The following is a 22906-nucleotide window of genomic DNA, read 5'->3' on the forward strand; positions in this document are numbered from 1 at the left end:
CGAACCGCGAGCTGAAAGTTTTCGCCGATGGTGTGGAACGTCCGGAAACAGCGGACGTGCGTGTCAGAGGACGGTGGCCATCCTCCGCACGGCCTCGGTGAGGATCTCGGGCGAGGTGGCGAGGTTCAACCGGACGTACCCGGCGCCGCCCGTGCCGAAATCGAGGCCGGAGTTGAGGGCGACCCGGCCGCGCTCCAGGAACACCGCGGCCGGGTCGTCGCCCAGACCGAGGGCCCGGCAGTCGAGCCAGGCGAGATAAGTGCCCTGGGGCGTGCGGTGGTGCACGTCCGGCAGGTGCCGGTCCAGCAGCTCCACCAGCAGCCGCCGGTTCTCGTCCACCCCGGCCAGCAGGGCGTCGAGCCAGTCGTCGCCGTACCGCAGGGCCGCGACGTGGGCGATGACGCCCAGGTGGCTCGCCCCGTGCCCGACCTCCTCGGGCATCCGGGCCAGGTCCGCGGCGGACTCGGGCCCCGCCACCGCGAGCGCGGCCTTGCACCCGGCCAGGTTCCACGCCTTGGAGGCCGACAGCAGGGCGAAGGCGTCGTCGCTCCCCCGCACGCTCAGATAGGGGACGTGCACCGCGCCGGGCAGCACCAGGGGCGCGTGGATCTCGTCGGAGACGACGCGTATCCCGTGCTCCCGCGCCAGTTCGGCCACCCGTTCCAGCTCGGCGCGGGTGTGGACGGTGCCCGTCGGATTGTGGGGGTTGCACAGCAGGTGGACGGCCGGCCGCCCCTCCGCGACGGCCCGGGCGTAGGCGTCCTCCAGCGCGGAGAAGTCCAGACGGTGCTCCGCTCCCAGGGGCGCCTCCACGATCCGACGGCCCGCGTGCTCGACGAAGGCGTAGAAGGGCGGGTAGACGGGCGGGTTGACGATCACCGCGTCACCGGGGTCGGTGACGAGCCCCAGCATCTCCACGACTCCCAGCATCACATCGGGCACGAGCGCGGTGTGCTCCGTCTCGACGCGCCAGTTCCAGCGCCGCTCGGCGAAGGCGGCCAGCGCGTCGGCGTACTCCGCGCCGTCCACCGGGTAGCCGGTGTCCCCCTCCGCGACGGCCCGGGTCAGCGCCCGCGCGACGGGTTCGGCGAGCGGGGCGTCCATCTCGGCCACCCACAGCGGCAGGACGTCGTCGGGGTGGGCCCGCCACTTCATGCTGGTGCGCCGCCTGAGATCGTCGAGGGTCAGGCGGCGCAGGGGGTTGACCGTATCGGTCCGGATGTCGGTCCGGGCGGGGGTGTCGTGGCTCTGAAGGGTCAACGGAATGCCTCCGGTCGGGTGGACGGGACCGTGCGGGCCCACCGTACGGCCCCGCGCCACCCGTTTCCTTGTCTTTCCTGCCTGCCGGATCAGGCCGGCCAGCTACCCGTCATCTTGCGGATCGCCACGGCGCCGCCGCGGTCCACCGCCGCCCTGACCACGGAGAAGATCACTCCCTGGATGGCGGCGGCCAACAGGATCTCGCCCAGCTTCCGGTTCTCGTCACCGGGGTCGGGGGCGTCGTCCTCGTCGCTGACGAGCTTCCACGCCTGCTTGAAGGCCGCGCTCGCGACGGCGCCGCTGAGGGCGCCGAGCGCGATGCCCACCGGCCGGTACAGCAGTTTCTTCTTCCTCTTCATGACCGGACCTCTTCCTGCCGGGTTCTCCCGGAACGGCCGCTCGGGGCCGTCTCCCGGTCCACGGATTCCCCGCACGCGGCCCGCCACACGGCGTGTTCGCCGGGCGGCGGGCCGGTGACGCGGTGACGGGTCAGCGGGTCACCACGTGCCGCTCGTCGGGGACGCAGTGCGTCATGGTCAGGCCGGACACGTCCCGCGGCGGGTTCTTGCCCAGGTTCGCCAGCCGCTCACGGTCCTCGTCGGTCAACCGTTGGTTGGGCAGCGGCTCCAGGTGCGCCACGTCCTGCGGGGAGATGCCGAGCCCTTCGCCGACGCGCAGCCCGAGGTCGTTCTCGACGAGGAGGAAGTGCCACACCATCCGCTCCTGGATGTGACGGGGGCACTGTTCGAGCTGGTTGATGAAGTTCTTGACCAGGTCGTCGCGCTCCCAGTCCTCCATCAGCAGGTAGCGCTGCCCCGCCTGCATGTAGTCGTTGGTCCTGGGGATGCGGCTGCGGGTCAGCCGGCCGCGGATCTCCGGGCCCTGTTCGCCGTAGCCCGGCCCCTCGGCCTCCTGGAGCCCGCCCAGGGACGAGGGCTCGTAGTTGACGTGCGGGTTCTCGCCACCGGGATCGACCTGGTACGACATCGGGCCGCCGCGCTGGTTGGTGTGCACCGGCGCCTTGGCCTGGTTCACCGGGAGCTGGAGGTAGTTGGGGCCGACGCGGTAGCGCTGGGTGTCGCTGTAGGAGAAGGTGCGACCGACCAGCATCTTGTCGTCGGAGAAGTCGAGGCCGTCGACGAGCACGCCGGTGCCGAAGGCGATCTGCTCGCTCTGGGTGAAGAAGTCGTCCGGCATCCGGTTGAGGACCATGCGGCCCACCGGCTTGGGCGGGAACTCCTGCTCCGGCCAGGTCTTGGTGTCGTCCAGCGGGTCGAAGTCCAGCTCCGGGTGCTCGTGGTCGTCCATCATCTGAACCAGGAGCTCCCACTCGGGGTAGTCGCCCCGCTCGATCGCCTCGTACAGGTCCTTGGTGGCGTGGCCGAGGTTCTCCGCCTGGACGTTGGCGGCGTCCTCCTCGGTCATGGACCGCACGCCCTGCTTGGGCATCCAGTGGTACTTGACCAGCATGGTGTGGCCGTCGGAGTTCTCCCACTTGTAGGTGTTGACGCCGAAGCCCTGCATGTGCCGGTAGTCGGCGGGGATGCCGCGCGGGCTGAAGAGGTTGACGATCATGTGCATCGACTCGGGGCTCTGACTCATGAAGTCGAAGATCCGCTCGGGTCGCTGCTCGAACGTCACCGGGTCGGGCTTGAGGGCGTGGATGACGTCGGGGAACTTGATCGCGTCACGGATGAAGAAGATGCCCAGGTTGTTGCCGACGAGGTCCCAGTTGCCCTCCTCGGTGTAGAACTTCACCGCGAAGCCGCGGGGGTCGCGGGCGGCCTCGGAGGAGTCCCGTCCGCCGATGACCGTGGAGAACCGGACGGCCACGTCGGTGCGCTTGCCCCGCTCCTGGAACAGCTTGGCGCGGGTGTAGCGGCTGATGGGCTCGTCGCCCCACGAGCCGTACGCCTCGAAGAACCCGAAGGCCGTCACGCCGCGTGCGTGCACCACGCGCTCCGGGATGCGCTCCCGGTCGAAGTGGCTGATCTTCTCCAGGAAGTGGTAGTTCTCCAGCGTGGCCGGACCTCGGGCGCCGACCGTGCGCTGGTTCTGGTTGTCGTGGATCGGGTGTCCCTGCCTGTTGGTGAGCACAGGCCGGGTGTCGCCCTTGGCGGCGCCCTGCTTCGCCGTGTCGGTCACAGTGCTGGTCTCCTTACGAACGGTGAGCGCGGGTTCGAGCCCGTCGCGCGAGTGCCTGTACCCCGATACGGCCGATTCGTACCATCAGGGGGTTGTTCGGGCGTTTTGCCGTCCCGTGTGAGCCCTCGCCCGGAGGGGTGCGGAACGGGATCGAGCGATCGGGATCGGGTACGTGCGACCGCATGAGCGAAGTGCTGGAGGCGGGGGGCTGGGGGCTGCTGGCCGGCTCGGCGCTGCTGATGGGCGCGGTGCCGGGGTACCTCCTGCGGATTCCCCACCAGGTGATCGCCTCGGTGATGGCCTTCGGCGCCGGGGTGCTGCTGTCGGCGGTGTCGTTCGAACTGGTCGCCGACGCGTACGAGCGGTCGGGGATGGTTCCGGTGACGATCGGCGCCGTCGGGGGCGCGCTCCTCTACACCGCGGGCAACGCGCTGCTGGCGCGGCACGGGGCACGGCACCGCAAACGCTCGGGACACGTGAGGGGCCGGGGGCAGCCCTCGGAGAGCCGGCAGGAGGGGTCCGGACTGGCACTCGCGCTGGGCGCGCTGCTGGACGGCGTCCCGGAGTCGGCGGTCATCGGGATCGGCCTGGCCGAGGGCGGCGCGGTGAGCATGGTGACCGTCGCCGCGGTGTTCATCAGCAACGTGCCCGAGGGACTGTCCAGTTCGGCCGGCATGCGCGGGGCCGGGCGGAGCAAGGGCTACGTCTTCGGCCTGTGGGGGACGATCGCGGTCGTGAGCATGCTCTCCGCCGTCGTCGGCAACGTCGCCGCCGGAGCGCTGTCGCCCTCCGTGGTGGCCGCGGTGACGGCGGTCGCCGCCGGCGCCATCCTGACCATGATCGCGGACACGATGATCCCGGAGGCGTTCGAGGAGGCCCACCTGGCCATCGGGCTGATCGTCGTCTCCGGTTTCCTCGTCTCCTTCGCCCTCTCCCAGGTGTGAGGCTCCCGAATACGAGGCTCCCGGATGCGACGCCCGGCGCGGACCAGCCGGTCCGTGGCGCCCGGGCGCCACGGACCGGTGGGCGGGCTCAGCGCTCCAGGTCGGAGCGCATGGCGACGAACAGCCTCCCGGCGTCGGCCGGGGTGCTGTTCGGGAAGAGGGCCACCGCGGCGGTGCTCTCGTCCGCCCAGCCGCAGATCACGTCGCCGTCCTCGGCCGGGGACGCCGACAGGCACTCCACCGAGCCGCCCAGCGGGCCCGGGTCCGCCACCGGCCGCGCCTCGGGCTGCCCCGACTCCGGGTCCCAGCGGATGTGGTCGAGCATGCCGCGGAAGAGGTGCTCACGGCGCTTGACCGGGTCCTCCGGCACTCTGTCGACCCCTTCGAAGAGGATCGGCTCGCCGCCGTCCGGCGCGGCGAAGTTCGCGACGACCAACCGCATGCCGTCCCGCATCTCCCCCGGGTCGACCGGCACGTCCGTGACGGCGCCGTCCCCGGTGAGCCTGCGCAGACCTCCCGCCTCCCGGGCGTCCACCAGTCTCCGCTCGCCGTCGGGCGCGGCGGACGGCGTGCCGTCGGCGGCGGGCCGCGACGCATCGGGCGAGGCGGGGCTCGAGGGGTCCGGCGACGCCGGGAGGTCCTCCGGCCGGCAGCCGGTCACCGCCACGACGGCCACGAGCGCGGCGACGACCGCCGGGCGCAGGAATCCTCTGGTTGTCCGAAACATGGTGGTCCACCCCCTGTTCGCGGCCGTCCCCCTGACGGCCGCGAACGGTGGACGCACAGGTCGGCGGGGTCGGTTCCCACCGCCGGGCCACCGTCCGCGGGGAGGGACGAGGGTGGCCGAAGCCGGGCTGTCCCCACCGGTCGATCCGGGGTAGGCATGGGAGGGACGGACAGGAACGGGGGCGCACCGCCGAGCGGCCCGCCCTCCGCCCGAGGCGAGAGGAGGCCGCCCCGTGCTCACCGGGACCGAGGCGGACGCCGGGTGGGAGCCCGACGTTCCCGGCGGCGCCCCACACCCGGAGGCGGACGCGACCGACCGGTGCGCATGGGTCGTCGGCGAGTGCTGGCTGTGGTGCGGACGTGCCGACACCGCGGTGACCTGGCTCGGTCCGGTCATCTCCTGGGGCACCCACGCCCCGTTCTACGCGTGCGAGGAGTGCATCCGCCGGTTGGAGGAGCAGGTGCGCGCCTCCCCCGCCGGTCGGAACACCGTCTGCTGGCTGTGGTGCGGACGCGACGACGTGCCCCTGGTCCCGCTCGCGGAGGTCGAGCACCGGGGCGGGACGACCTTCTTCCACGCCTGCGAGGAGTGCGTCGGGCGACTCAAGCAGATGGTGCTGTCCCGGGCGTTGGACAAGGACACCGCCAAGCGCTGAGGGGCGGGCGGCGCGTCGGGCGGGGTTTCAGGCCACCGTCGTGCGCACGGCTTCGGCCACCACGGCGCTCAGGTCGCCCGTGTCGTCGAAGACGGCGCGCTGGAGGTCCGCTCCGTTGCCCCGCCGGAACACCTCTTCCACCCCTTCCTTGACCAGGGTCAGGTCCCCGGCGTCCGACAGGGCCGGGCCCGCGTGGTCCAGCAGGGCTCGCACCACGGTCTCCGCCGGGGCGGGCTTGAAGGTCACCGGGTGCACCAGGTCGCCGGAGAGTCCGGAGCGACTCGCCCGCCAGGCGGCCAGTCGCAGCGGACCGACGCCGACCGGCGCGGGCGGCTCGCCCGCGCGCCAGGCCCGTGCCGCGGTCTCCACCAGGGCGCGGGCCAGCGCGGCGATCACCACCGTGTCGTGGACGTCGAGGCACACGTCGGCGACCCGGATCTCGACCGTGGGGTAGTGGCGTGACAGCCGCGCGTCGAAGTAGACCATCCCCTCGTCCAGCAGCGCCCCGGTCTCCAGCATCGCGCGGACCTGCTCGTGGTAGCGCTCGGCCGAGCCGAACACCTCCACCGGGCCCGCCGACGGCCACCGCCCCCAGACCCGGTTGCGGTAACTGGCGTACCCGCTGTCCGCGCCCTGCCAGAACGGCGAGTTGGCGCTCATCGCCAGCAGCGGGGCCAGCCAGGGCCTGATCCGGTCCAGGACCGCGACCCCCTCCTCGTCGGACTCGACGCTCACATGGACGTGGCATCCGCAGGTGAGCTGCTCCTGCGCGGTCAGCCCGTACTCCTGCGCCATCCGTCGGTACCGGTCGCCCGGGCTGAGCGAGGGGTGGTTCCGCACCGGCGAGGTGGCCAACGCCGCGACCTCCGCGCCGGCCGCCCGTGCCCGCTGCGACGCCGCGCCGCGCCACCGGCGCACCTCCACCGCGAGGTCCGTCATCTGCCGGCGGGGGCGGGTGCCGGTCTCCAACTGCTCGCGCTGGAGCTCCTTCTCCAACTCCTCTTCCTCCCGGGCCGAGGCCAGCACCGCGCCCGAGACGGCCCGCGGTTCACCGGTGTCCGCGTCCACCAGGAGCAGTTCCTCCTCGACACCCACGCTTCTCATCGCCACAGCCTCCTCTGGGTAGCCCGTCCAGCGGATTCCCCGCTCCGGTCGGAGTACGCCGCCGCTCCCGGCCTGCCGTCCAGCGGGGCACGGGTGAAGTCATGGCGGAGCCGAACGGGGGAAGGAGGAGAGCGTCCCCGGCGCCCCGGCGCCCCGCCGCCCCGACGCCCCGTCGCACCCGGCGATGCCCGTGCGAGCGGCGTCGAGTCCGCCCCTGGAGGGACGGGAGGAGCGAGAAGAACGAGGGGGGCGAGGGGGATGAAAGAGGCGAGGGGAACGGAGGATCGAGGAGGCCCGCATGCGTCTGTGCCACACCCGCCCCGGCGACCCCGGCCACACCCGCAGGCGTCACGGCCGCGGCTTCCGCTACCTCGACTCCTCGGGCCGCCCGCTGCGCGACCCGGCGGAGCTGGCACGGATCAAGGCCCTGGCCATCCCACCGGCCTGGGAGGACGTGTGGATCTGTCCGAGACCCAACGGCCACCTCCAAGCCGTGGGCACCGACGCCGCGGGACGCCGCCAGTACCTGTACCACCCGCAGTTCCGGGCGGAGCAGGAGCAGGCCAAACACGACCACGTGCTCGACGTCGCCGAGGCGCTGCCCCGTCTCCGCGAGGCGGTCGAGGCCCATCTGGGCCTGCGCGGACTCGTCCGGGAACGGGTGCTCGGCACCGCGGCCCGCCTGTTGGACCTGGGCTTCTTCCGCGTCGGCGGCGAGCGCTACGCGGAACTGAACAACTCCTACGGCCTGACCACCCTGCTGCGCGAGCACGCCTCCTGCGGCAGCGACGCGGTGACCTTCTCCTACCCCGGCAAGCACGGCAAGGAGGTGGTGCGGGCCGTGGCCGACCCCGCGACCGTCCGGGCCGTACGCGCCCTGAAGCGTCGCCGTGGTGGCGGCGACCGGCTGTTCGCCTGGTGGGAGCGGCCGACCTGGCACGAGGTGACGGGCGAGGACCTCAACGCCCACCTGCGGGAGCTGAGCGGGGTGGACATCACCGCCAAGGACTTCCGCACCTGGCACGCCACCGTGCTGGCCGCCGTCGCCCTGGCCGTCTCGCGGTACGCCGACCGGAGCCGGACGGCTCGGCGCCGCGCGGTCACGCGCGCCGTGAAAGAGGTCTCCTCCTACCTCGGCAACACCCCGGCGGTGTGCCGCGCCTCGTACATCGATCCGCGGGTGATCGAGCTGTACGAGGAGGGCGTGACTATCGCCCCCGCCCTGACCCGCCTCGGCGACGGGGCGGGATTCGGGGTGCCCGCCACCCAGGGGGCCGTCGAGGGGGCCGTGCTGCGGATGCTGCGCACCGGCCGCCCGCCGCGCGGCTGAGCGTGTCCGACCGGGCGGCCGGAGGCGTTCAGGTCCGCGAGACCGCTCTGCACTCCTCGGCCCCGTCCGGGGTCTCGATGGGCTTGCTGCGGTCGTAGGGGTCGCTCTCCGGTCCGGTGGGCACGGGGTCGTCGTACAGGTCGTCGACGAACCGCGGGTGGAGGAACCCGTCGCGTTCCTCGCAACCGCCGTTGGCGATGCTCACGTTGGCCCCGTGAACCCACAGTTTTCCCTCGGTGTGCTCCCACCCCGGCCCGTGGAGCACGTCGACGTCGAGGATGCGGCGCACGATGGTGCGCGCGACCTCGTCGCCGTCCTCGGTCCTGACGACGGGGTAGACGAAGGTGTAGTCGGCGTGGATGCGCGGCACGCCCTGTTCCCCTTCCCGCACCTCCATCCGGCCGCGGACCTTGACCACCTCGCCGACGAGCCGGACCTCGTCCTCGTCGAAGCGGGTGAACAGCGTCGTGGGGTCGTTCTCCTCGGTGGGCTTCTCCAGCGAGGCCCGCAGGTCGGTGACGAAGTCCCCCATCAGCGGGTCCAGCAGCGTCAGGGCCTCGGTCGGCTCGGCACCGTGGAGCACGTCCCGATCGAGGTTGGCGGAGACGAGGAACCGCTTGGTGCGCTCCAGCGCCGCCTCGACCGCGGCGGCCGGCACGTTCCCGACCGCGGTGGCCTTCGGCACCTCGATGGCGTCCGCGCCGTCGGCCCACCGCAGCGCGGGCGATCCGGCGAAGGGCTTCTCCACCGTGGGACGGTCCGGGAAGGTCTCCTCATCGGGGGCGCCGGCCGGTCTCGCGGTCTCCGCGGGCAGGGGCGCCGACCCGTCGTCCCCGCCGGGTATCCAGGAGCGCACGAGGGGCGGGTTGAGGGCGTAGAGCAGGGCGAGGGCGACCACGGCCACGCCGACGCCCGTCCCGACCCGGCCCATTCCTCCGCTTCCGCGCCGGCCCCCTTCCATCTCCCGCCAGGCGGGTCCGGTGCGCCACCCCTCGGGCTGCCAGGGTTCGGGCCGCCGCCTGCGGAGCCTGCCCCGCAGGGGCCTGTTCCGCGCGGCCTCCTCGTCCCGGTGCCGCAGGTGGGCGGTCACCATCCGCGCTCGGGCCGACGGCTCCTGCGGGGCGGGACGTTCCGACGCGCATTCCTCGACGAAGCGCTCCCATGCCTCGTCCGGCACCGCCGGCCGCCCTCCCGGTTCGCTTCCCGATGCGTCTCCCGGTTCGTTCCTGTCGTTCCCGGGGCCGGGTGGTTGGACGGGCATGGCGCTGTTCTTCCGTTCTCTTCCGAGTCGCGCGCGGGCACGAAGACGATGATCAAGCGCGCCATTCCTACACTTCCGCACACGCCCGCACAAGGGTTGTATGAAAAGTGACAGTTTCTTGCGTGATGTCCGTCACGTTCGGTGACGCACCGGGCGGCTGTCGATCGGAAGCGGCCGGTGATCGGAAGCGGCCGTCGATCAGAAGTCGTCGCGCATCTCCCGCAGGACGCGTTCGGTCTCCTGCACCGGAACGGCCTGGGTGACCATGCGGTCGAGCGCTTCCAGGTAGGTGGTGACCTCGGGGCGCTCGTCGATGTAGACGGCGCCGGTCAGGCTCTCGGTGTAGACGACGTCCGGCAGTTCCGGATAGCTGAACCGGAAGAGCTGGAAGGGGCCGAACATGCCGGGGTGCGGGCCGGCGCTGAACGGCATGATCTGCAGGCTGACGTTCGGCTTCGCGTTCTCCTCGATCAGCCGGTCGATCTGGGCCCTCATCACGTCCGCACCGCCCACCGGCCGCCGCAGCACCTGCTCGTCCAGCACCATCCACAGGCGCGGGGCGTCGGGTTTGGTCAGGAGTCGCTGCCGTCCCATGCGCAGCGCGACCCGGTGGTCGAGCTCCTCCTCGTCCGCCCCGGGGAAGCCGGTCCGCAGCAGGGCGCGGGCGTAGTCCTCGGTCTGGAGCAGGCCGGGGACGCAGTGGGGCTCGTAGGAGCGGATGAGGGAGGCTTCGCTCTCCAGGCTGACGTAGAGGCTGAACCAGTCCGGCAGGACGCTGCGGAACCGGTGCCACCAGCCGGGCTTGCCGGCCTTCTCCACCAGGGCGAGGAAGGCGTCGATCTCGTCCTTCTCGACGCCGTAGCTCTCCAGCAGCGCCTTGACGTAGAGGGGGCGCAGGCCCACCTCGGCCTTCTCCATGCGACGGACCGTGGAGGTGGTGACGCTCAGTACCTTGGCCGCTTCCTCGAACGACCACCCGGCCTGTTCGCGCAGATCGCGCAACCGCAGCCCCAGGACGATCTGCCCCACGGTCGGCGCCGACCGGGATTCGGCCATGACGTCTCCCTCTCTGCCCGCCTCCGTACCGCAGGCAGAGCAGTGTGCCACGTCCCGGGTGCCACAGCCAGACTGTCGCTTAAATATTGCAAATTGCAGAACTCTTCTTGCCTTTTGCGGACGTCAATGAGCATAGTAGCCGGGTGATCCAGTCCACGACGCGATCGTCCCAGCGTCGAGCCATCCCGGAAAGCGGGCCGTCCCGCCCCACTCGCGGAGCCCGCGTGCTCGCCGCTCCGCCGTGCGGTGACGCGCCGGGCGCAGCGACTGGTCAGCGGGCGTTTCCGAGCACCGACGCCCTCCGCGAGTCGGATCTCGAGGCGGTGCCTCCCTCGCTCGCCGGCATACGAAAGGCGAGCCTGTGATGGCTCTTCTCCCCTACTCCGCGCGCATCGCCCCCACGCTTTCCGCCGTGCCCGCCCCACGGTCACGGCTCCGGGCGGAGTTCGAGGTGCCGGCCCAGCGATCCTCCGTGGGAGTGGCGCGGCGCCTCCTCGCCGAGTGGCTGAACCGCTGGCACTGTCCCCCGGACACCGTCGAGACCGCCCAACTGGTCGTCTCCGAGTTCACCACCAACGCCGTGCTCCACACCGACAGCGACCGGATCGTCTGCCGGATCCAGCAGTCCGAGCGGTGGCTGCGCATCGAGGTGCACGACCAGGGCACCGGCGTGCTCGCCCTCACGCCGCGCTCCGCGGACACCGACGCGACCAACGGACGCGGCCTCCAACTCGTCGACGCCCTGACCGACTCCTGGGGGGACATCCCCGCGTCCCGCACGCGCGGGCGCGTCGTGTGGGCGGAGCTGAGGTTGGGCGGCGCGTGACGCGCCGGGCGTCCGCCTCCGCTCTCTCCTCTTCCCCCGCTCCGCCCGTACGCGCCGTACGCGCCGTGCGTGTCACTCTCCGGCGGGCATGTCCGGCGGCGTGCCGTACCAGACCGTGGTGACGTTGCAGAACTCGCGGATGCCGTGCCCCGCCAGTTCCCGGCCGTAACCGGAACGCTTCACTCCGCCGAAGGGCATCGCCGGGTGCGACGCGGTCATGCCGTTGATGTAGACGCCGCCCGCGCCGAGGTCCCGCACGCAGCGCTCCTGCTCCTCCTCGTCCCTGGTCCAGACGTTGGAGCTCAGGCCGAAGGTGGTGTCGTTGGCCACCTCGATCGCCCGGTCCAGGTCCGCCACCTTGTAGAGGGTCGCCACCGGTCCGAAGGTCTCCTCCCGGTGGACGCGCATCTCGGGGGTGATGTCCGCCAGGACGGTCGGCTCGTAGAACCAGCCCGCCGGGTGGCTCGCCGGCCGCCGTCCCCCGCACAGCACGGTCGCGCCGTGGTTCCGGGCGTCCTCGACCAGCTCCTCCAGGTCGGCCCTCCCCTTCTCGCTGGAGAGTGGTCCGACGTCGGTGGACTCGTCCATCGGGTCGCCGACCCGCAGGGCCTTCATGCCGTCCACGAAGAGCCGGGTGAACTCGTCGTACACGTCCCGGTGCACGATGAAGCGCTTGGCGGCGATACAGGACTGCCCGTTGTTCTGGGTCCGCGCGGTCACCGCGACCTCGGCCGCCCTCTCGATGTCCGCCGAGGGCATGACGATGTAGGGGTCGCTGCCGCCCAGCTCCAGGACGGTCTTCTTGATCTCGTCACCGGCGACGCTCGCCACCGAGCGTCCGGCGGGCTCGCTGCCGGTGAGCGTCGCGGCGGCCACGCGCGGATCGCGCAGGACTTTCTCGACGGCGCCGGAGCCGATCAGCAGCGTCTGGAAGCAGCCCTTGGGGTATCCGGCGCGGCGGAAGAGTTCCTCCAGGTAGAGCGCGGTGCGCGGCACGTTGGAGGCATGCTTGAGCAGGCCGGTGTTGCCCGCCATCAGCGCGGGCGCGGCGAAGCGGATCACCTGCCAGAGGGGGAAGTTCCACGGCATCACCGCCAGGACGGGTCCCAGCGGGCGGTAGCGCACGTACGCCCTGGTCCCTCCGCTGTCCTCGACGTCCGCGGGCGAGGGGTGCTCGTCGGCCAGCAGTTCCTCGGCGCGCTCGGCGTACCAGCGCATCGCCTTCACGCACTTGGCTGCCTCGGCGCGGGCCGCGGTGACGGGCTTGCCCATCTCCGTGGTCACCGTGCGGGCGATGTCGTCCTGGTCCTTCTCCAACAGGTCGGCCGCCCTGCGCAGCAGTTCGGCGCGCTCGGCGAAGTCGGTGCTGCGGTACGTCTCGAAGGTGGCGCGGGCGAGGTCCAGTCGCTTCTCGATCTCCTCCGCGCCCAGGGACTCGAAGGTCTGCAGCGTCTCCCCGGTCGCCGGGTTGGTGGTCGCGATGGGCATGGGGTTCCTCCTCGGAAGCGGTGGAGGCGGCGCGGCCGGTGGCCGACGGCCCGTGTTCGCGACCCCGCGTACCCGCCTGCGGCCCTCTCACTCGACGGGCGCGGGATCGCCGGGGAGGACGGCCCGCCGCCACACCGGTTCGACGGTCCGCGCGACCGGGACGACCGGGACGACCGGGAGGGCTTCCGGCGCCGGGACGCGCCGGAGGTCGGCGCGTCCCGGCGGCTCAGTAGCTCATCTCCACGTAGTCGATGTCGGTGAACTCCACGACGAGACCGGGGGCCCGTCGGCCGCCGTCCTTGAAGTAGACCTCCTGCAGGCCCTCGGCGACGATGTCCCGCAGCTCCTGTTCGCTCGCCCCGGCGGCCCGCGCGTCGAACAGCCGCCGCGCGTAGACGGGCGGGAGGTGCTGGGTGATGCGGCGCATCCGGCCGTCGTCGGTGGTGCCGGGCGCGGCGGTGAAGCCGAAGCGGGCCCGGGCCTCGACGGCGATCCCCGTGCTGGTGGCGGCCTTCCGCTCGGCGCGGCGGCGGACCCTGGGCTGCCAGTCCTTGCGGACCTCGCGCTCCAGGGCCTCGGCGAGGGCCTTGGGCGGGTGCTTGCGCTGCCCGGCCACATAGCGCTGAACGGTGCGCTGGGAGACCCCCAACCGTCGGGCGACGGCCTTGGTGGACCCCTTGGCCTGCCGTACCAGGAACCGCATCCGCGCGCCGGCGGACTTCGGAATGGGCCGGGTGAAGACGTTCCGCTCGGCCGTCTCCAGTCCTTCGGCGATCTTCCCCATCGATCACTCCCCCTCGGCGACGGCGTCCACGCCGTCCTTGATGTGGCGGGCCGGGTTGTGACCGGCTTCCATCAGCTCCAGGGCCCAGGCCAGGGGCCGGGTGCCCTCGTGCTTGACCATGCCCGGCGAGACGCCGAGCCGGAACGTGCCCGGTGCGGGCCTGCCGTCCTCCGCGCGGGGCAGGACGTCCAGCGGGGAGGGCCCGTCACCGGGGTAGACGACGCAGTCCGACAGCACGGCGAGGGGGTAGAGCCCGGCGGTGGCCGCGGTCCTGACCATCTTGCGGTGCATGTTGACCCGCGCGGTGGCGATGACGGCGGCGCGGATGTCGGGACGCCAGGTGGGACGCTCCAGCGCGGGCCACCGCTCGCCGGGGCGGTAGCCCAGGCCCTGGGGGCGTTCGCGGAGCTTGCCGATGCCGCCCTTGACGGTGGCCTTGACGGCGGACAGCACGGCGGCCTGACGCCGGTCGGTGTCCTTGTGGCTCTCCATGGCGGCCAGGTAGGCGGCCTCGTCGAGATCGGCGGTGACGCCGAGGGCGGCCATCGTCTCCAGGTAGGCGGCGCGCAGTCGGGCGTGCCACGGGTCCAGGTACGGGCCGCGGTCGGGCCTCACCCACGCCTCCACCGGCCGGACCTCGGCGCCGAGTTCGACGGCGTAGGCGACGGTGGGGGTGGCGTACCAGGCCGGTCCCCGCGGCCGGCCGCCGTGCGGGGTGAACGGGCTCGGCAGCCGGGGGTCGAGATCGACGTGCGAGAGGTCGACCAGCCAGCAGCCGGGCAGTTTTCCGTCGAAGTCGGGGGCGGTGACGTGGACGGCCGGTCCGAGACCGACCGTCAGCCGGCTCGCCGCGGCGAGGAACGCGGTGTTGACGTCGATGCCGACGGCCCAGGGGCGGGCGCGCTCGTCGTCGGCGACCAGCTCCGGATCGCGGAGCCACTCGTACGCCTCCTCGTCCAGGACGTCCGTGGCGGCGCGGCCGGCGGCGACGGGATGTTCGTCGGGGGCCTCGGGCGGGGCGGGGTCCACGGGGGTGGTGAGCGATCCGGGCACCGGGGCGGACACCCACGCGCCGCCGGTCTCGTCGCGCACCGCGCGGGTCGGCGGGCGCACGGCGGTCATCAGTTCCAGACCGCAGACGGCGGTGGAGCCGCAGGGAGTCAGGACGCGGGCGGCGTAGTCGCCCAGCGTCCGGGCCAGTTCGGCCGGGGGGAAGTCGGCCGCGTCGCCCCAGGAGCGGGAGTCCAGCGCGCCCCAGGGGAGGACGGCGAACTGCACGCACAGGCGCCGGCCGGCCTGCGCGGGCCGGTGGACGCGCGCCCAGGGGCCGAAACCGCGCCGGGTGAGCCGCCACCCGGCCTTGGTGAGTCCCCGCACGGCGGGGTGCGAGTCGGGCAGGCGCAGGCCGCGGCGGTCCGTCAGCTCCACGGGCAGGCCCAGGCGTTCGGCGGCGTCGCCGGTGAGGACGACGAGCGGGTCGGCGTCCCGGCCGGAGCGGTGCAGTCGCGGCGCGCCGAGTCCGGCGTCGTTCAGCGCCCACTCCGCCAGTTCCGGGACGGTCCGCGCCGGGCAGTGGAGGGTTCGGCCGTCGGCGAGGTGGGCGGTGCCCTCCCCGTCCAGGACGGCGAGCGGGCCGCTCGGGAAGCGGGAGTCGGGGGCCGGGGGTGCGGAGGCGGGGGCGGGGGCGCGTCGCGCGGGCGGTTTCACCACCGGCCGCCTCGGCGCGGGCGCGGTGGTCCGTGCCGGCGGGGAGGCGGGCGCGGACACGGCGACGGGTGCCGGCGCGGACACGGACACGGGCACGGTCGGGGCGGCGGGGGCCGGTGGGGCCGGTGGGGCCGTGGGGACGGTGCGGCAGAAGCCGCCGATGTGCTGAGGCCGTCCCGCCGCGCGGTAGGGCGTCGGCCGCCCGCACAGTACGCACGGCAGCGGCTCCCCGGTGACGAGCTCGCCACCCCCGGCGCGGTCCGCCTCGGCGACTGCGGGAACGGCGGGAGCGGCGGGCTCCACGGGGGGCACGGAGGCGGCCGACTCCACCACCGGCCCCGCGACCGACCCCGCGACCGGCACCCCGACCGGCCCCGCAGCGCGCGCGGGGACGGGCTCCTCCTCCTCGGCCGGGTACTTGGCCGCCCAGCCCTCCAGCAGACGCGCGTACGCCTCGCGCTTGGGAGGACGCGGGTCGCTGCGGCCGGCCTCCCAGCCGGCCACGGTCTCCCGCCGTACGCCGAAGACCTCGGCGAGTTCGCTCCGCGTCACTCCCGCGGCCGTGCGCAGCCGCTTGCGTTCGGCGGGCGGCGGGAGTTCTTTCGGGCGGGCCAACAGGGCGTCGACCGCGGCCATCAGCTCGTCCCGCTCGTTGGGCATGGAACACCTCCGCGTCCGAGCCTAGCCACCCTCGCGCGCCGGACCGCGCACCGGCCGTTCCCTTCCCCGTCTCCGTGCGCGGAGTGCGGTCCCGAGCGGGCGCGCGCCCGTCACACCTCGACCACGACGAGGTTCTCCACGGAGTGTGCCCCCAGCCGTCGGAGCAGGTCGGCCTGGGGCGCGCCACACAGGATCTCCACCCGTCGGGCGCCGGCGCCGGCGGCCTGACGGAGCAGCAACGAGGCGCAGCCGATGTCCAGGAAGCACAGCCGCGACAGGTCCACGCGCACCGGCGAGGTGCGCCCGCGCGGCGTCAGCACCGTCCGCAGCGCCGCGTGGAACCCGTCGCGCGTGGCGAGGTCGGCGTCGCCGATGATCCCGACCTCGTCCGTCCCGTACACGGCCCCGAGGTCGCCGGGCCGCTCCAGCAGGTCGACCGGGTGGAGCCTCCGCACGGCCGTGAGCACCTCGTCGTCGAAGCGGCGCCGGTCGTAGGCGCAGACCTCCGTGTACCGACCGTCGGCGAAGAGGTGCTCGGCGTGGGCCTCGCGGTGCGTCACCGTCTCGATGTCGACGTCGAGGTCCCACACCCAGGCCATGTCGACGTAGACGCGCAGGCCCGCGTACCCCTCCCGCAGTGCCCGTTCGGTCTCCTCCCTCAGCCGTCCCGTCTGCCGTCGGGGGGTGAAGCCGCCATCCGGCCGGATCAGTTCCCGGACGCTGCTGTGGAGGAGTTGCCCTCGGGAGCGGGCGGCCTCGGCCAGGGACGCGAAGGGAAGCAGACGCCGCTCGGTCTCCGCCACGGGGAGCGCCGGGTCGGGGAAGAGGACGACCTTCTCCCCCCGGACCAGCCCGTCGTGGGTGAAGGCCGCCAGCCCCGGCCAGAGCGGCTCGTCCGCGTACCCGACGAAGGCGTGGTCCCCCGGCCTCAGTCCCTCCACGGCGATGGTGTGGTCGGTTGCGCCGTTCCATACGGCCACGTCGTGCCGCCCCTTCGTGCTGGGAGAATCAAGGTGGCAGCACGACATTACGCTCGGTGTTCGTCCAGGGGAAACAGTTGCCTGTTTCCGGCGCTTCTTGACAGAGCGCGAACGGAATCCCGCATACGGTGATCGCTTCACCGGGACGGCGGCGCGAGAATGATCGCGCTTCCCTCCGCCACTCCCCCTCCACGCCGTCGGGCGCCCTCTCCCCGCGGGCCCACGGACTCGCGGACGCCCCCGGACGTCCGCGGAGACCGCGCGGCGAGGTTCACGGAACGCCCGCGCCGCGCCCGGTCACCTCTGGGCGAGTCGCAGCCTGACCTCCACCTCCTGGTCTCCGGAGATCCGGGGCTCGGCCGTCACGTCGTAGAAACCGGCCAGCGCCTCCTGGACCTGCCGCACCGCGTCGGGACTGCCGCTGATGTCGGCCTCCGTCGGCTCCTTCAACTCCAGGGAGCACTCCACCTCGCCGTGCGTGCGGACGTCGACCGTGCCGACCCAGAACTTCCGCTTCGGCTCGCCGCCCTCCTCGGCCTTGTCCTGTCCGTTCCCCAGTTGGGGCGAGCGCGGGAACGCGGACCGCAGCACGGCGAAGACGGCCGCGGCGTTCTCGGAGGTGCAGTCGGGGAGCTCGACCTCGACCAGGCTCGCGCTCTCTTCCATCTGTTCAGTGCTCATAGCCCCACCTGTACCCCGGTGCGGACGATGGTCACAGTTCGATCCGGTCCATCCGGGTCGGTCCCCGACCGCCCGCGCCGCCGTGGGTGGCACCAACGCCCTTGCTAGGCTCCCCCGCATGGACACGACGGCCTACAACGCCGCCCCCACCCGTCTGAGGAACACGCCGAGCTGGCTGCTGTCGCAGGTGACGACGCACGCCCACCGGCTGGTGTGGGGGGCGTTCGGCTCCGCCGACGCCCGCAACCACCACTACGCCCTGCTCTCCGCGCTGGAGGAGCACGGCCCGGCCAGCCAGGCGGAGCTGGGCCGGCGGTGCGGCATCGACCGCAGCGACGTCGTCGCCGCGCTCAACGAACTCGCCGGCCGGGGCCTGGTCACGCGCTCCCCGGACCCGGCGGACCGACGGCGCAACATCGTCACGGTCACCCCGGCCGGGCTCCGGCAGCTCGCCCGGCTCGACGAGGTGTTGGGCCGGGCCCAGGACGAACTACTCGCCGGGCTCTCGGCGGACGAGCGGGACCGCCTCATCCGGCTGTTGACGAAGATCCTGGACCACCACGCGGCACAGCGGCCGAACCACTGACCGCGCGCCCGGCCCGCTTCCCTCCCCGGTTCGTCCGAGGACCGAGCCAGGCCCGAACACGCCGACGGCGCGCCGCGGAGGACGTCCGCGGCGCGCCGTCACCGTGACTCTCGGGCCCGGTCCGGGATCACCTCACGCGCCCGTACCGCACGCTCTTGGTCCAGATCTTCTCCTTGCGGACGGTCTTCCCCGGCTTCGGGGAGTGCCAGATCCGCCCGTCGCCGGCGTAGATGCCCACGTGGTAGACATTGCCGCCGGAGTGGAAGAACACCAGGTCGCCCTTCTTGCGGGACGTGGCGGAGATCTTCTTGGCGCGGTTGTACTGGGCCGCCGCGGTGCGCGGCAGCTTCTTGCCCGCCTTCTTGTAGGAGTACTGGGTGAGTCCCGAGCAGTCGAAACGGTTCGGTCCTGCGGCACCGTACTGGTAGGGGGAGCCCTTCTTGGAGGCCGCCACCTTGAGTGCCTTGCCGGAGGGGGTGATCGCCTCCGCCTCGGGCGTCGTGGCCGGCACCAGTGCCGTCCCCGCGAGCGTCACCGCGGTGACGGCGGAGGTGACGGCCGCTCGGGACACGAGTCCGGGTATGCGCGGGTACGCGGACATGGAACAACCCTTCGTCATCCGCCTGCGAAAGATGACCTGTCGGGTTCGGGCCGGCGAAGTTGCCCGGCCACCTGATGTGGCTTCACCCCAAGGACCGCGTGGTGCGCGGTCCGCCGTACCTGGGTCTCCCGCTCCTGCCGATTCGTCATGGTCCGTCTCTCACCCGGACGGCGGCAGGATTCGGCGTCCGCCCGGGAGGCCCCGCCAGGCGGCGGGGACTTGCCGTTGTCTACGGATAGTGCGTCAAGAAAGCGTCCGGATGCGAGATCTGACGGTTTCTGTGAACTTGTTCACTTCCGCGCCGGCCGGACCGTCAGGCCGTCCCACCGCCCGGTCCGGCCGCCCGCGGACCGCTCGCGAGAAGGCCTGTGAGCAGCGGTTGTCGAGGAATGCGTCCGGAGCGCGGCGACGTGGTCGGCGCGCTCCCCGCCCACCGCGCACGCCGGTGTGATCAGCCCGAATGGCCGCCCTCGTGTCGGGTGATCCGCGAGTCGCGCGCCGCCGGAACGGTCCGGGCCCGTGGACGCGGGCGGTTCGCACCGCGTCCACGGGCCCGGCGGGGGTTCAGCGGATGTGGATGCCGGAGATCGTGCGGGCGATGACCAGCCGCTGGATCTCGCTGGTGCCTTCGAAGATGGAGTAGATCGCCGCGTCCCGGTGCATGCGCTCCACCGGGTACTCCCGGGTGAAGCCGTTGCCGCCGAGGATCTGGATGGCCTGGGCGGTGACGGCCTTGGCGGTCTCTCCGGCGAACAGCTTGGACATCGATCCCTCGGCCGCCTCGAAGGGCTTGCCCGCCGCGGCCATCCACGAGGCCCGCCACACCAGCAGGCGGGCGGCGTCGACGCGGGTGCGCATGTCGGCGAGTTGGAAGGCGATGCCCTGGTTGTCGATGATCGGCCGGCCGAACTGGACCCGGGTCTTGGCGTAGTCCAGGGCGACCTCGTACGCGGCGCGGGCGATGCCGACGGCCTGGGCGCCCACGGCCGGGCGGGACGCCTCGAAGGTGGCCATCGCGGCGTTGCGCACGCGCTCGCCGCCGCCCTTCTTCGCCTTCTCGCGGGCCCGGGCCAGGCGCTCGTCCAACTTCTCCTTGCCGCCCAGCAGGCAGTGGCCGGGGACGCGGACGTCCTCCAGCACGACCTCGGCGGTGTGGGAGGCGCGGATACCGTGCTTCTTGAACTTCTGCCCCTGGGAGAGGCCGGGGGTGTTCGGCGGGATGACGAAGGAGGCGTGCCCCTTGGCGCCGAGCTCGGGGTCGACGACGGCGACGACGACGTGGACGTTGGCGATGCCGCCGTTGGTCGCCCAGGTCTTGGTGCCGTTGAGGACCCACTCGTCCTTGGCCTCGTCGTAGACCGCGCGGGTGCGCATCGCCGAGACGTCCGAGCCGGCGTCCGGCTCGGAGGAGCAGAAGGCGGCGACCTTCACGTCGTTCTCGTCGCCGTACATCTGCGGGATCCAGGTGCCGATCTGCTCCTCGGTGCCGTTGGCGAGGACGCCGACGGCGGCCAGGGCGGTGCCGACGATCGACAGGCCGATGCCCGCGTCGCCCCAGAACAGCTCCTCCATCACCACGGGGATGCCCAGGCCGGTGGGGTCGAAGTACTGCTGGGCGTAGAAGTCCAGCGAGTAGAGGCCGATCTTCGCCGCCTCCTGGATGATGGGCCAGGGAGTCTCCTCGCGCTCGTCCCACTCCGCGGCGGCGGGACGCATCACATCGGCGGCGAAGCCGTGGACCCAGTCCCTCACGGCCTTCTGGTCCTCGTTGAGCTCGAGTGCGAACTCCGCCATGGAAGCCCTCCATCCATCTGTTACTAGCGGTAACAGAAATATGTTACCGATCAGTCCGGTGTCAACCTCCCACGACGATTCGCTCCCCCCGCCGCGACGGGTGTTACGTTGCGCGGAGGTGCCGCAAGGCGTCACAGGGTCGGGAGGCCGAGGCGATGGAGACCACACACCGACAGGACCGGCTCAGCACCGCGGAGCGCCGCCGCAGGGAACTGCTGGAGGCCGCCGAGCGCGTGGTGCTGCGCGACGGTCCCGGCGCCTCGATGAACGCCATCGCCGCCGAGGCCGGCATCACCAAGCCGATCCTCTACCGGCACTTCGGCGACAAGGGCGGGCTGTACCGGGCCCTGGCCGTACGGCACACCGACGCCCTGGTGGACTCACTGCGGGCCGCGCTGGACGCCCCCAGCGACCGGCGCGAGCGCGTGGAGGCGGCCCTGGACACCTACCTGGCCGCCATCGAGGCCCGCCCGCAGGTCTACCGCTTCCTGATGCACCCCGCCGAGGACCCCGCCGAGGACCCCGCCGGCGACCGCGGCTTCGACGTCGGACAGCACTCGGCCCCCCTGCTGCGCCGGCTGGGCGAGGAGTTGGCCACCGTCATCGCCGAACGCATCGAACTCGGTCCCGAGGGCGAGGAACGGGCTCGGGTGTGGGGTCACGGCATCGTCGGCATGATGCACGCCGCCGGGGACTGGTGGCTGCGCGAGCGCCCCTGCCCCAGGGAACGACTGGTGGAGCACCTGACGGACCTGCTGTGGGGCGGCCTCGTCACGGCGGAGGACCGGGCGGACGGCCCCGGCCTCTGAGAACCTCTGACGAACGTCCGCACGGCCCCGGCCGGAGCGAGCGCCGTCGCACGGGCACCGCTCGCTCCGGCGCGGACCTCCGGAATCGAGCCGCGCGCCGACCGCGCGGGCGGACAGAACCGGAGCTTTCGGGGAAACACGCCCGGCGCGCGTGCGCCGCCCGCACCGGAGTGATCATCCTGGGGTGGCGCGGTTCGGGACCGGAGACGGACCTCGGTAGGCTGAGGCCCGATCCAGGGGCAAGGAGGAGCGAGAACGATGGCAGGCAACACGGAGCCGTTGCCGCCGCGGGCCAAACTGGCCGTGACGGCGGGCAAGGCCGCGGCGGCGGTGTCACGGGCCGCGGGTCGTGGCAGCGGATCGGTGATCGGCGGAAAGGTGGCTCTCAAACTCGACCCCGACCTGCTGGCCCGACTCGCCCAGAACCTGGACGTCGTCCTGGTGTCGGCCACCAACGGGAAGACCACCACGACCCGGCTGATCGCCGAGGCCCTCCGGGCCGTCGGCCCGGTGGTCTCCAACGCGCTGGGCGCCAACATGCCGGCCGGCATCACCGCGGCGCTCGCCGGGAGCGGCGACGCCCGCTACGGCGTCATTGAGGTCGACGAGAAGTACCTCCCCGCGGTCGCCCGCGACACGACCCCCAAGGCCATCGCGCTGCTCAACCTCTCCCGCGACCAGCTCGACCGCGCCGGCGAGACCCGGATGCTGGCCGAGCGGTGGCGCGAGGGCCTGTCCGGCTCCAAGGCCGTGATCGTGGCCAACGCCGACGACCCGCTGGTGGTGTGGGCCGCGTCCTCCTCCCCCAACGTGGTGTGGGTGGCCGCCGGACAGGAGTGGAAGGACGACGCCTGGTCCTGCCCCGCCTGCGGCGGAGTGATGCAGCGGCCCGGCGACGACTGGTTCTGCGGGGAGTGCGGCTTCCGCCGTCCCACCCCGAGCTGGGCGCTGTCGGGCGACCACGTGCTGGACCCGCACGGTTCGGCCTGGCCGATCCACCTCCAGCTCCCCGGCCGCGCGAACAAGGCCAACGCCACCACCTCGGCGGCCGTCGCCGCCGCCTTCGGCGTCCCCCCGCAGGTGGCGCTGGAGCGGATGTACTCGGTGACCGCCGTGGCGGGCCGCTACGACGTGGTGTCCTACCAGGGCCGCGAGATCCGGCTGCTGCTGGCGAAGAACCCGGCGGGCTGGCTGGAGACCTTCTCCCTGATCGACCCTCCGCCCGCCCCCGTCATCCTGTCGGTCAACGCCCGCGGCGCGGACGGCACGGACACCTCCTGGCTGTGGGACGTGGACTACTCCCGTCTGGCCGGGCGCCCCATCTGCGTGATCGGCGACCGCAAACTGGACCTGGCGGTCCGGCTGGAGGTCGCCGGGGTGGACTTCCAGGTCTGCGAGAACGCCACCGAGGCCGTCCGGCAGTGTCCGCCCGGCCGGATCGAGGCGATCGCCAACTACACCGCGTTCCAGGATCTGCGCCGCATCGTCGGCAACTGATCCCGGGCCCA

General features: G+C 72.6%; 21 protein-coding genes and 1 riboswitch. Of the genes, 7 read left to right on the forward strand and 14 right to left on the reverse strand.

Translation table 11 applies throughout. The annotated features are described in order from the left end of the window. Positions 1–63: 63 nt before the first annotated feature. The 3 genes from IF47_RS0105010 to IF47_RS0105020 all read right to left on the reverse strand — a co-directional run bounded on the left by IF47_RS0105010 (position 64) and on the right by IF47_RS0105020 (position 3405). A complete protein-coding gene (locus tag IF47_RS0105010) occupies positions 64–1155 on the reverse strand; it encodes a MalY/PatB family protein (protein WP_078591598.1) in 1092 nt (363 codons plus the stop codon). Positions 1156–1349: 194 nt separating this feature from the next. Continuing rightward, entirely contained in the window at positions 1350–1619 is a 270-nt protein-coding gene (locus IF47_RS0105015) for a DUF4235 domain-containing protein (RefSeq protein ID WP_031506945.1), read from the reverse strand. A gap of 130 nt (positions 1620–1749) precedes the next feature. Beyond that, positions 1750–3405 (reverse strand): catalase, encoded by a 1656-nt coding sequence (locus IF47_RS0105020; protein WP_031506947.1) that lies wholly within the window; start codon positions 3403–3405, stop codon positions 1750–1752. A 182-nt stretch (positions 3406–3587) separates the two neighbouring features. Between IF47_RS0105020 and IF47_RS0105025 the strand changes: the two genes are divergently transcribed. Next, positions 3588–4349, forward strand: coding sequence for a ZIP family metal transporter (locus tag IF47_RS0105025; RefSeq protein WP_031506949.1), 762 nt, complete (start codon positions 3588–3590; stop codon positions 4347–4349). An 88-nt stretch (positions 4350–4437) separates the two neighbouring features. Here the strand turns inward: IF47_RS0105025 and IF47_RS0105030 are convergent, their stop codons facing one another. Beyond that, positions 4438–5076 (reverse strand): hypothetical protein, encoded by a 639-nt coding sequence (locus IF47_RS0105030; protein ID WP_051717025.1) that lies wholly within the window; start codon positions 5074–5076, stop codon positions 4438–4440. A gap of 232 nt (positions 5077–5308) precedes the next feature. Here IF47_RS0105030 and IF47_RS27490 point away from each other — a divergent pair, with 232 nt between their 5' ends. Continuing rightward, positions 5309–5731 (forward strand): hypothetical protein, encoded by a 423-nt coding sequence (locus IF47_RS27490; protein ID WP_037731982.1) that lies wholly within the window; start codon positions 5309–5311, stop codon positions 5729–5731. A 27-nt stretch (positions 5732–5758) separates the two neighbouring features. On the opposite strand, the gene IF47_RS0105040 is transcribed toward IF47_RS27490, so the two are convergent. Beyond that, on the reverse strand, positions 5759–6835 hold the full coding sequence (locus IF47_RS0105040; RefSeq protein ID WP_031506953.1) for a glutamate--cysteine ligase: 1077 nt from the start codon (positions 6833–6835) through the stop codon (positions 5759–5761). Between the two features lie 298 nt (positions 6836–7133). Here IF47_RS0105040 and IF47_RS0105045 point away from each other — a divergent pair, with 298 nt between their 5' ends. Next, positions 7134–8165, forward strand: coding sequence for a DNA topoisomerase IB (locus tag IF47_RS0105045; RefSeq protein ID WP_031506955.1), 1032 nt, complete (start codon positions 7134–7136; stop codon positions 8163–8165). A 28-nt stretch (positions 8166–8193) separates the two neighbouring features. Here IF47_RS0105045 and IF47_RS0105050 read toward each other — a convergent pair whose 3' ends face one another. Continuing rightward, entirely contained in the window at positions 8194–9342 is a 1149-nt protein-coding gene (locus IF47_RS0105050; protein WP_051717028.1) for a hypothetical protein, read from the reverse strand. A gap of 282 nt (positions 9343–9624) precedes the next feature. Further along, entirely contained in the window at positions 9625–10482 is an 858-nt protein-coding gene (locus IF47_RS0105055; RefSeq protein WP_031506958.1) for a helix-turn-helix domain-containing protein, read from the reverse strand. A gap of 364 nt (positions 10483–10846) precedes the next feature. Here IF47_RS0105055 and IF47_RS0105060 point away from each other — a divergent pair, with 364 nt between their 5' ends. Next, positions 10847–11308, forward strand: coding sequence for an ATP-binding protein (locus tag IF47_RS0105060; protein WP_051717030.1), 462 nt, complete (start codon positions 10847–10849; stop codon positions 11306–11308). Positions 11309–11380: 72 nt separating this feature from the next. On the opposite strand, the gene IF47_RS0105065 is transcribed toward IF47_RS0105060, so the two are convergent. The 5 genes from IF47_RS0105065 to IF47_RS28555 all read right to left on the reverse strand — a co-directional run bounded on the left by IF47_RS0105065 (position 11381) and on the right by IF47_RS28555 (position 17608). Continuing rightward, positions 11381–12796 carry an NADP-dependent succinic semialdehyde dehydrogenase gene (locus IF47_RS0105065; protein ID WP_031506960.1) on the reverse strand — a complete coding sequence of 472 codons (1416 nt, stop codon included), beginning with the start codon at positions 12794–12796 and terminating at the stop codon, positions 11381–11383. Between the two features lie 226 nt (positions 12797–13022). After that, complete coding sequence (gene tpg / locus IF47_RS0105070; protein WP_031506962.1) at positions 13023–13580, reverse strand: telomere-protecting terminal protein Tpg; 558 nt, start codon at positions 13578–13580, stop codon at positions 13023–13025. Between the two features lie 3 nt (positions 13581–13583). Continuing rightward, entirely contained in the window at positions 13584–15947 is a 2364-nt protein-coding gene (gene tap, locus IF47_RS0105075) for a telomere-associated protein Tap (RefSeq protein ID WP_031506963.1), read from the reverse strand. A 110-nt stretch (positions 15948–16057) separates the two neighbouring features. Next, complete coding sequence (locus IF47_RS0105080) at positions 16058–16927, reverse strand: MEDS domain-containing protein (protein ID WP_031506964.1); 870 nt, start codon at positions 16925–16927, stop codon at positions 16058–16060. A gap of 297 nt (positions 16928–17224) precedes the next feature. Continuing rightward, a complete protein-coding gene (locus IF47_RS28555) occupies positions 17225–17608 on the reverse strand; it encodes a hypothetical protein (protein ID WP_157839919.1) in 384 nt (127 codons plus the stop codon). Between the two features lie 118 nt (positions 17609–17726). Between IF47_RS28555 and IF47_RS0105090 the strand changes: the two genes are divergently transcribed. Further along, positions 17727–18194, forward strand: a complete 468-nt coding sequence (locus tag IF47_RS0105090; RefSeq protein WP_031506968.1) for a MarR family winged helix-turn-helix transcriptional regulator — start codon at positions 17727–17729, stop codon at positions 18192–18194. Between the two features lie 127 nt (positions 18195–18321). On the opposite strand, the gene IF47_RS0105095 is transcribed toward IF47_RS0105090, so the two are convergent. Both IF47_RS0105095 and IF47_RS0105100 read right to left on the reverse strand, forming a co-directional pair. Then, on the reverse strand, positions 18322–18795 hold the full coding sequence (locus IF47_RS0105095) for a C40 family peptidase (protein ID WP_031506969.1): 474 nt from the start codon (positions 18793–18795) through the stop codon (positions 18322–18324). A gap of 3 nt (positions 18796–18798) precedes the next feature. Next, positions 18799–18953, reverse strand: a riboswitch (cyclic di-AMP (ydaO/yuaA leader). Between the two features lie 406 nt (positions 18954–19359). After that, the gene (locus IF47_RS0105100) at positions 19360–20589 is read right to left on the reverse strand and encodes an acyl-CoA dehydrogenase family protein (protein WP_031506970.1); all 1230 of its coding nucleotides are present in this window, start codon (positions 20587–20589) and stop codon (positions 19360–19362) included. A gap of 155 nt (positions 20590–20744) precedes the next feature. On the opposite strand from IF47_RS0105100, the gene IF47_RS0105105 reads away from it, so the two are divergent. Continuing rightward, the gene (locus IF47_RS0105105) at positions 20745–21398 is read left to right on the forward strand and encodes a TetR/AcrR family transcriptional regulator (protein ID WP_031506972.1); all 654 of its coding nucleotides are present in this window, start codon (positions 20745–20747) and stop codon (positions 21396–21398) included. A 258-nt stretch (positions 21399–21656) separates the two neighbouring features. Then, complete coding sequence (locus tag IF47_RS0105110) at positions 21657–22895, forward strand: MurT ligase domain-containing protein (RefSeq protein WP_031506974.1); 1239 nt, start codon at positions 21657–21659, stop codon at positions 22893–22895. The last annotated feature ends 11 nt before the right edge of the window (positions 22896–22906 follow it).

It is taken from the genome of Streptomyces megasporus (assembly GCF_000718985.1).
Lineage (GTDB): Bacteria > Actinomycetota > Actinomycetes > Streptomycetales > Streptomycetaceae > Streptomyces > Streptomyces megasporus.

Bases quoted from the DNA above. Each gene is read 5' to 3' on its own strand.
- IF47_RS0105010 (WP_078591598.1), bottom strand. From the start codon at position 1,155: ATGAAGTGGCGGGCCCACCCCGACGACGTCCTGCCGCTGTGGGTGGCC.
- IF47_RS0105015 (WP_031506945.1), bottom strand. From the start codon at position 1,619: ATGAAGAGGAAGAAGAAACTGCTGTACCGGCCGGTGGGCATCGCGCTC.
- IF47_RS0105025 (WP_031506949.1), top strand. From the start codon at position 3,588: ATGAGCGAAGTGCTGGAGGCGGGGGGCTGGGGGCTGCTGGCCGGCTCG.
- IF47_RS0105030 (WP_051717025.1), bottom strand. From the start codon at position 5,076: ATGTTTCGGACAACCAGAGGATTCCTGCGCCCGGCGGTCGTCGCCGCG.
- IF47_RS0105040 (WP_031506953.1), bottom strand. From the start codon at position 6,835: ATGAGAAGCGTGGGTGTCGAGGAGGAACTGCTCCTGGTGGACGCGGAC.
- IF47_RS0105045 (WP_031506955.1), top strand. From the start codon at position 7,134: ATGCGTCTGTGCCACACCCGCCCCGGCGACCCCGGCCACACCCGCAGG.
- IF47_RS0105055 (WP_031506958.1), bottom strand. From the start codon at position 10,482: ATGGCCGAATCCCGGTCGGCGCCGACCGTGGGGCAGATCGTCCTGGGG.
- IF47_RS0105060 (WP_051717030.1), top strand. From the start codon at position 10,847: ATGGCTCTTCTCCCCTACTCCGCGCGCATCGCCCCCACGCTTTCCGCC.
- IF47_RS0105065 (WP_031506960.1), bottom strand. From the start codon at position 12,796: ATGCCCATCGCGACCACCAACCCGGCGACCGGGGAGACGCTGCAGACC.
- tpg (WP_031506962.1), bottom strand. From the start codon at position 13,580: ATGGGGAAGATCGCCGAAGGACTGGAGACGGCCGAGCGGAACGTCTTC.
- tap (WP_031506963.1), bottom strand. From the start codon at position 15,947: ATGCCCAACGAGCGGGACGAGCTGATGGCCGCGGTCGACGCCCTGTTG.
- IF47_RS28555 (WP_157839919.1), bottom strand. From the start codon at position 17,608: ATGAGCACTGAACAGATGGAAGAGAGCGCGAGCCTGGTCGAGGTCGAG.
- IF47_RS0105090 (WP_031506968.1), top strand. From the start codon at position 17,727: ATGGACACGACGGCCTACAACGCCGCCCCCACCCGTCTGAGGAACACG.
- IF47_RS0105095 (WP_031506969.1), bottom strand. From the start codon at position 18,795: ATGTCCGCGTACCCGCGCATACCCGGACTCGTGTCCCGAGCGGCCGTC.
- IF47_RS0105100 (WP_031506970.1), bottom strand. From the start codon at position 20,589: ATGGCGGAGTTCGCACTCGAGCTCAACGAGGACCAGAAGGCCGTGAGG.
- IF47_RS0105105 (WP_031506972.1), top strand. From the start codon at position 20,745: ATGGAGACCACACACCGACAGGACCGGCTCAGCACCGCGGAGCGCCGC.
- IF47_RS0105110 (WP_031506974.1), top strand. From the start codon at position 21,657: ATGGCAGGCAACACGGAGCCGTTGCCGCCGCGGGCCAAACTGGCCGTG.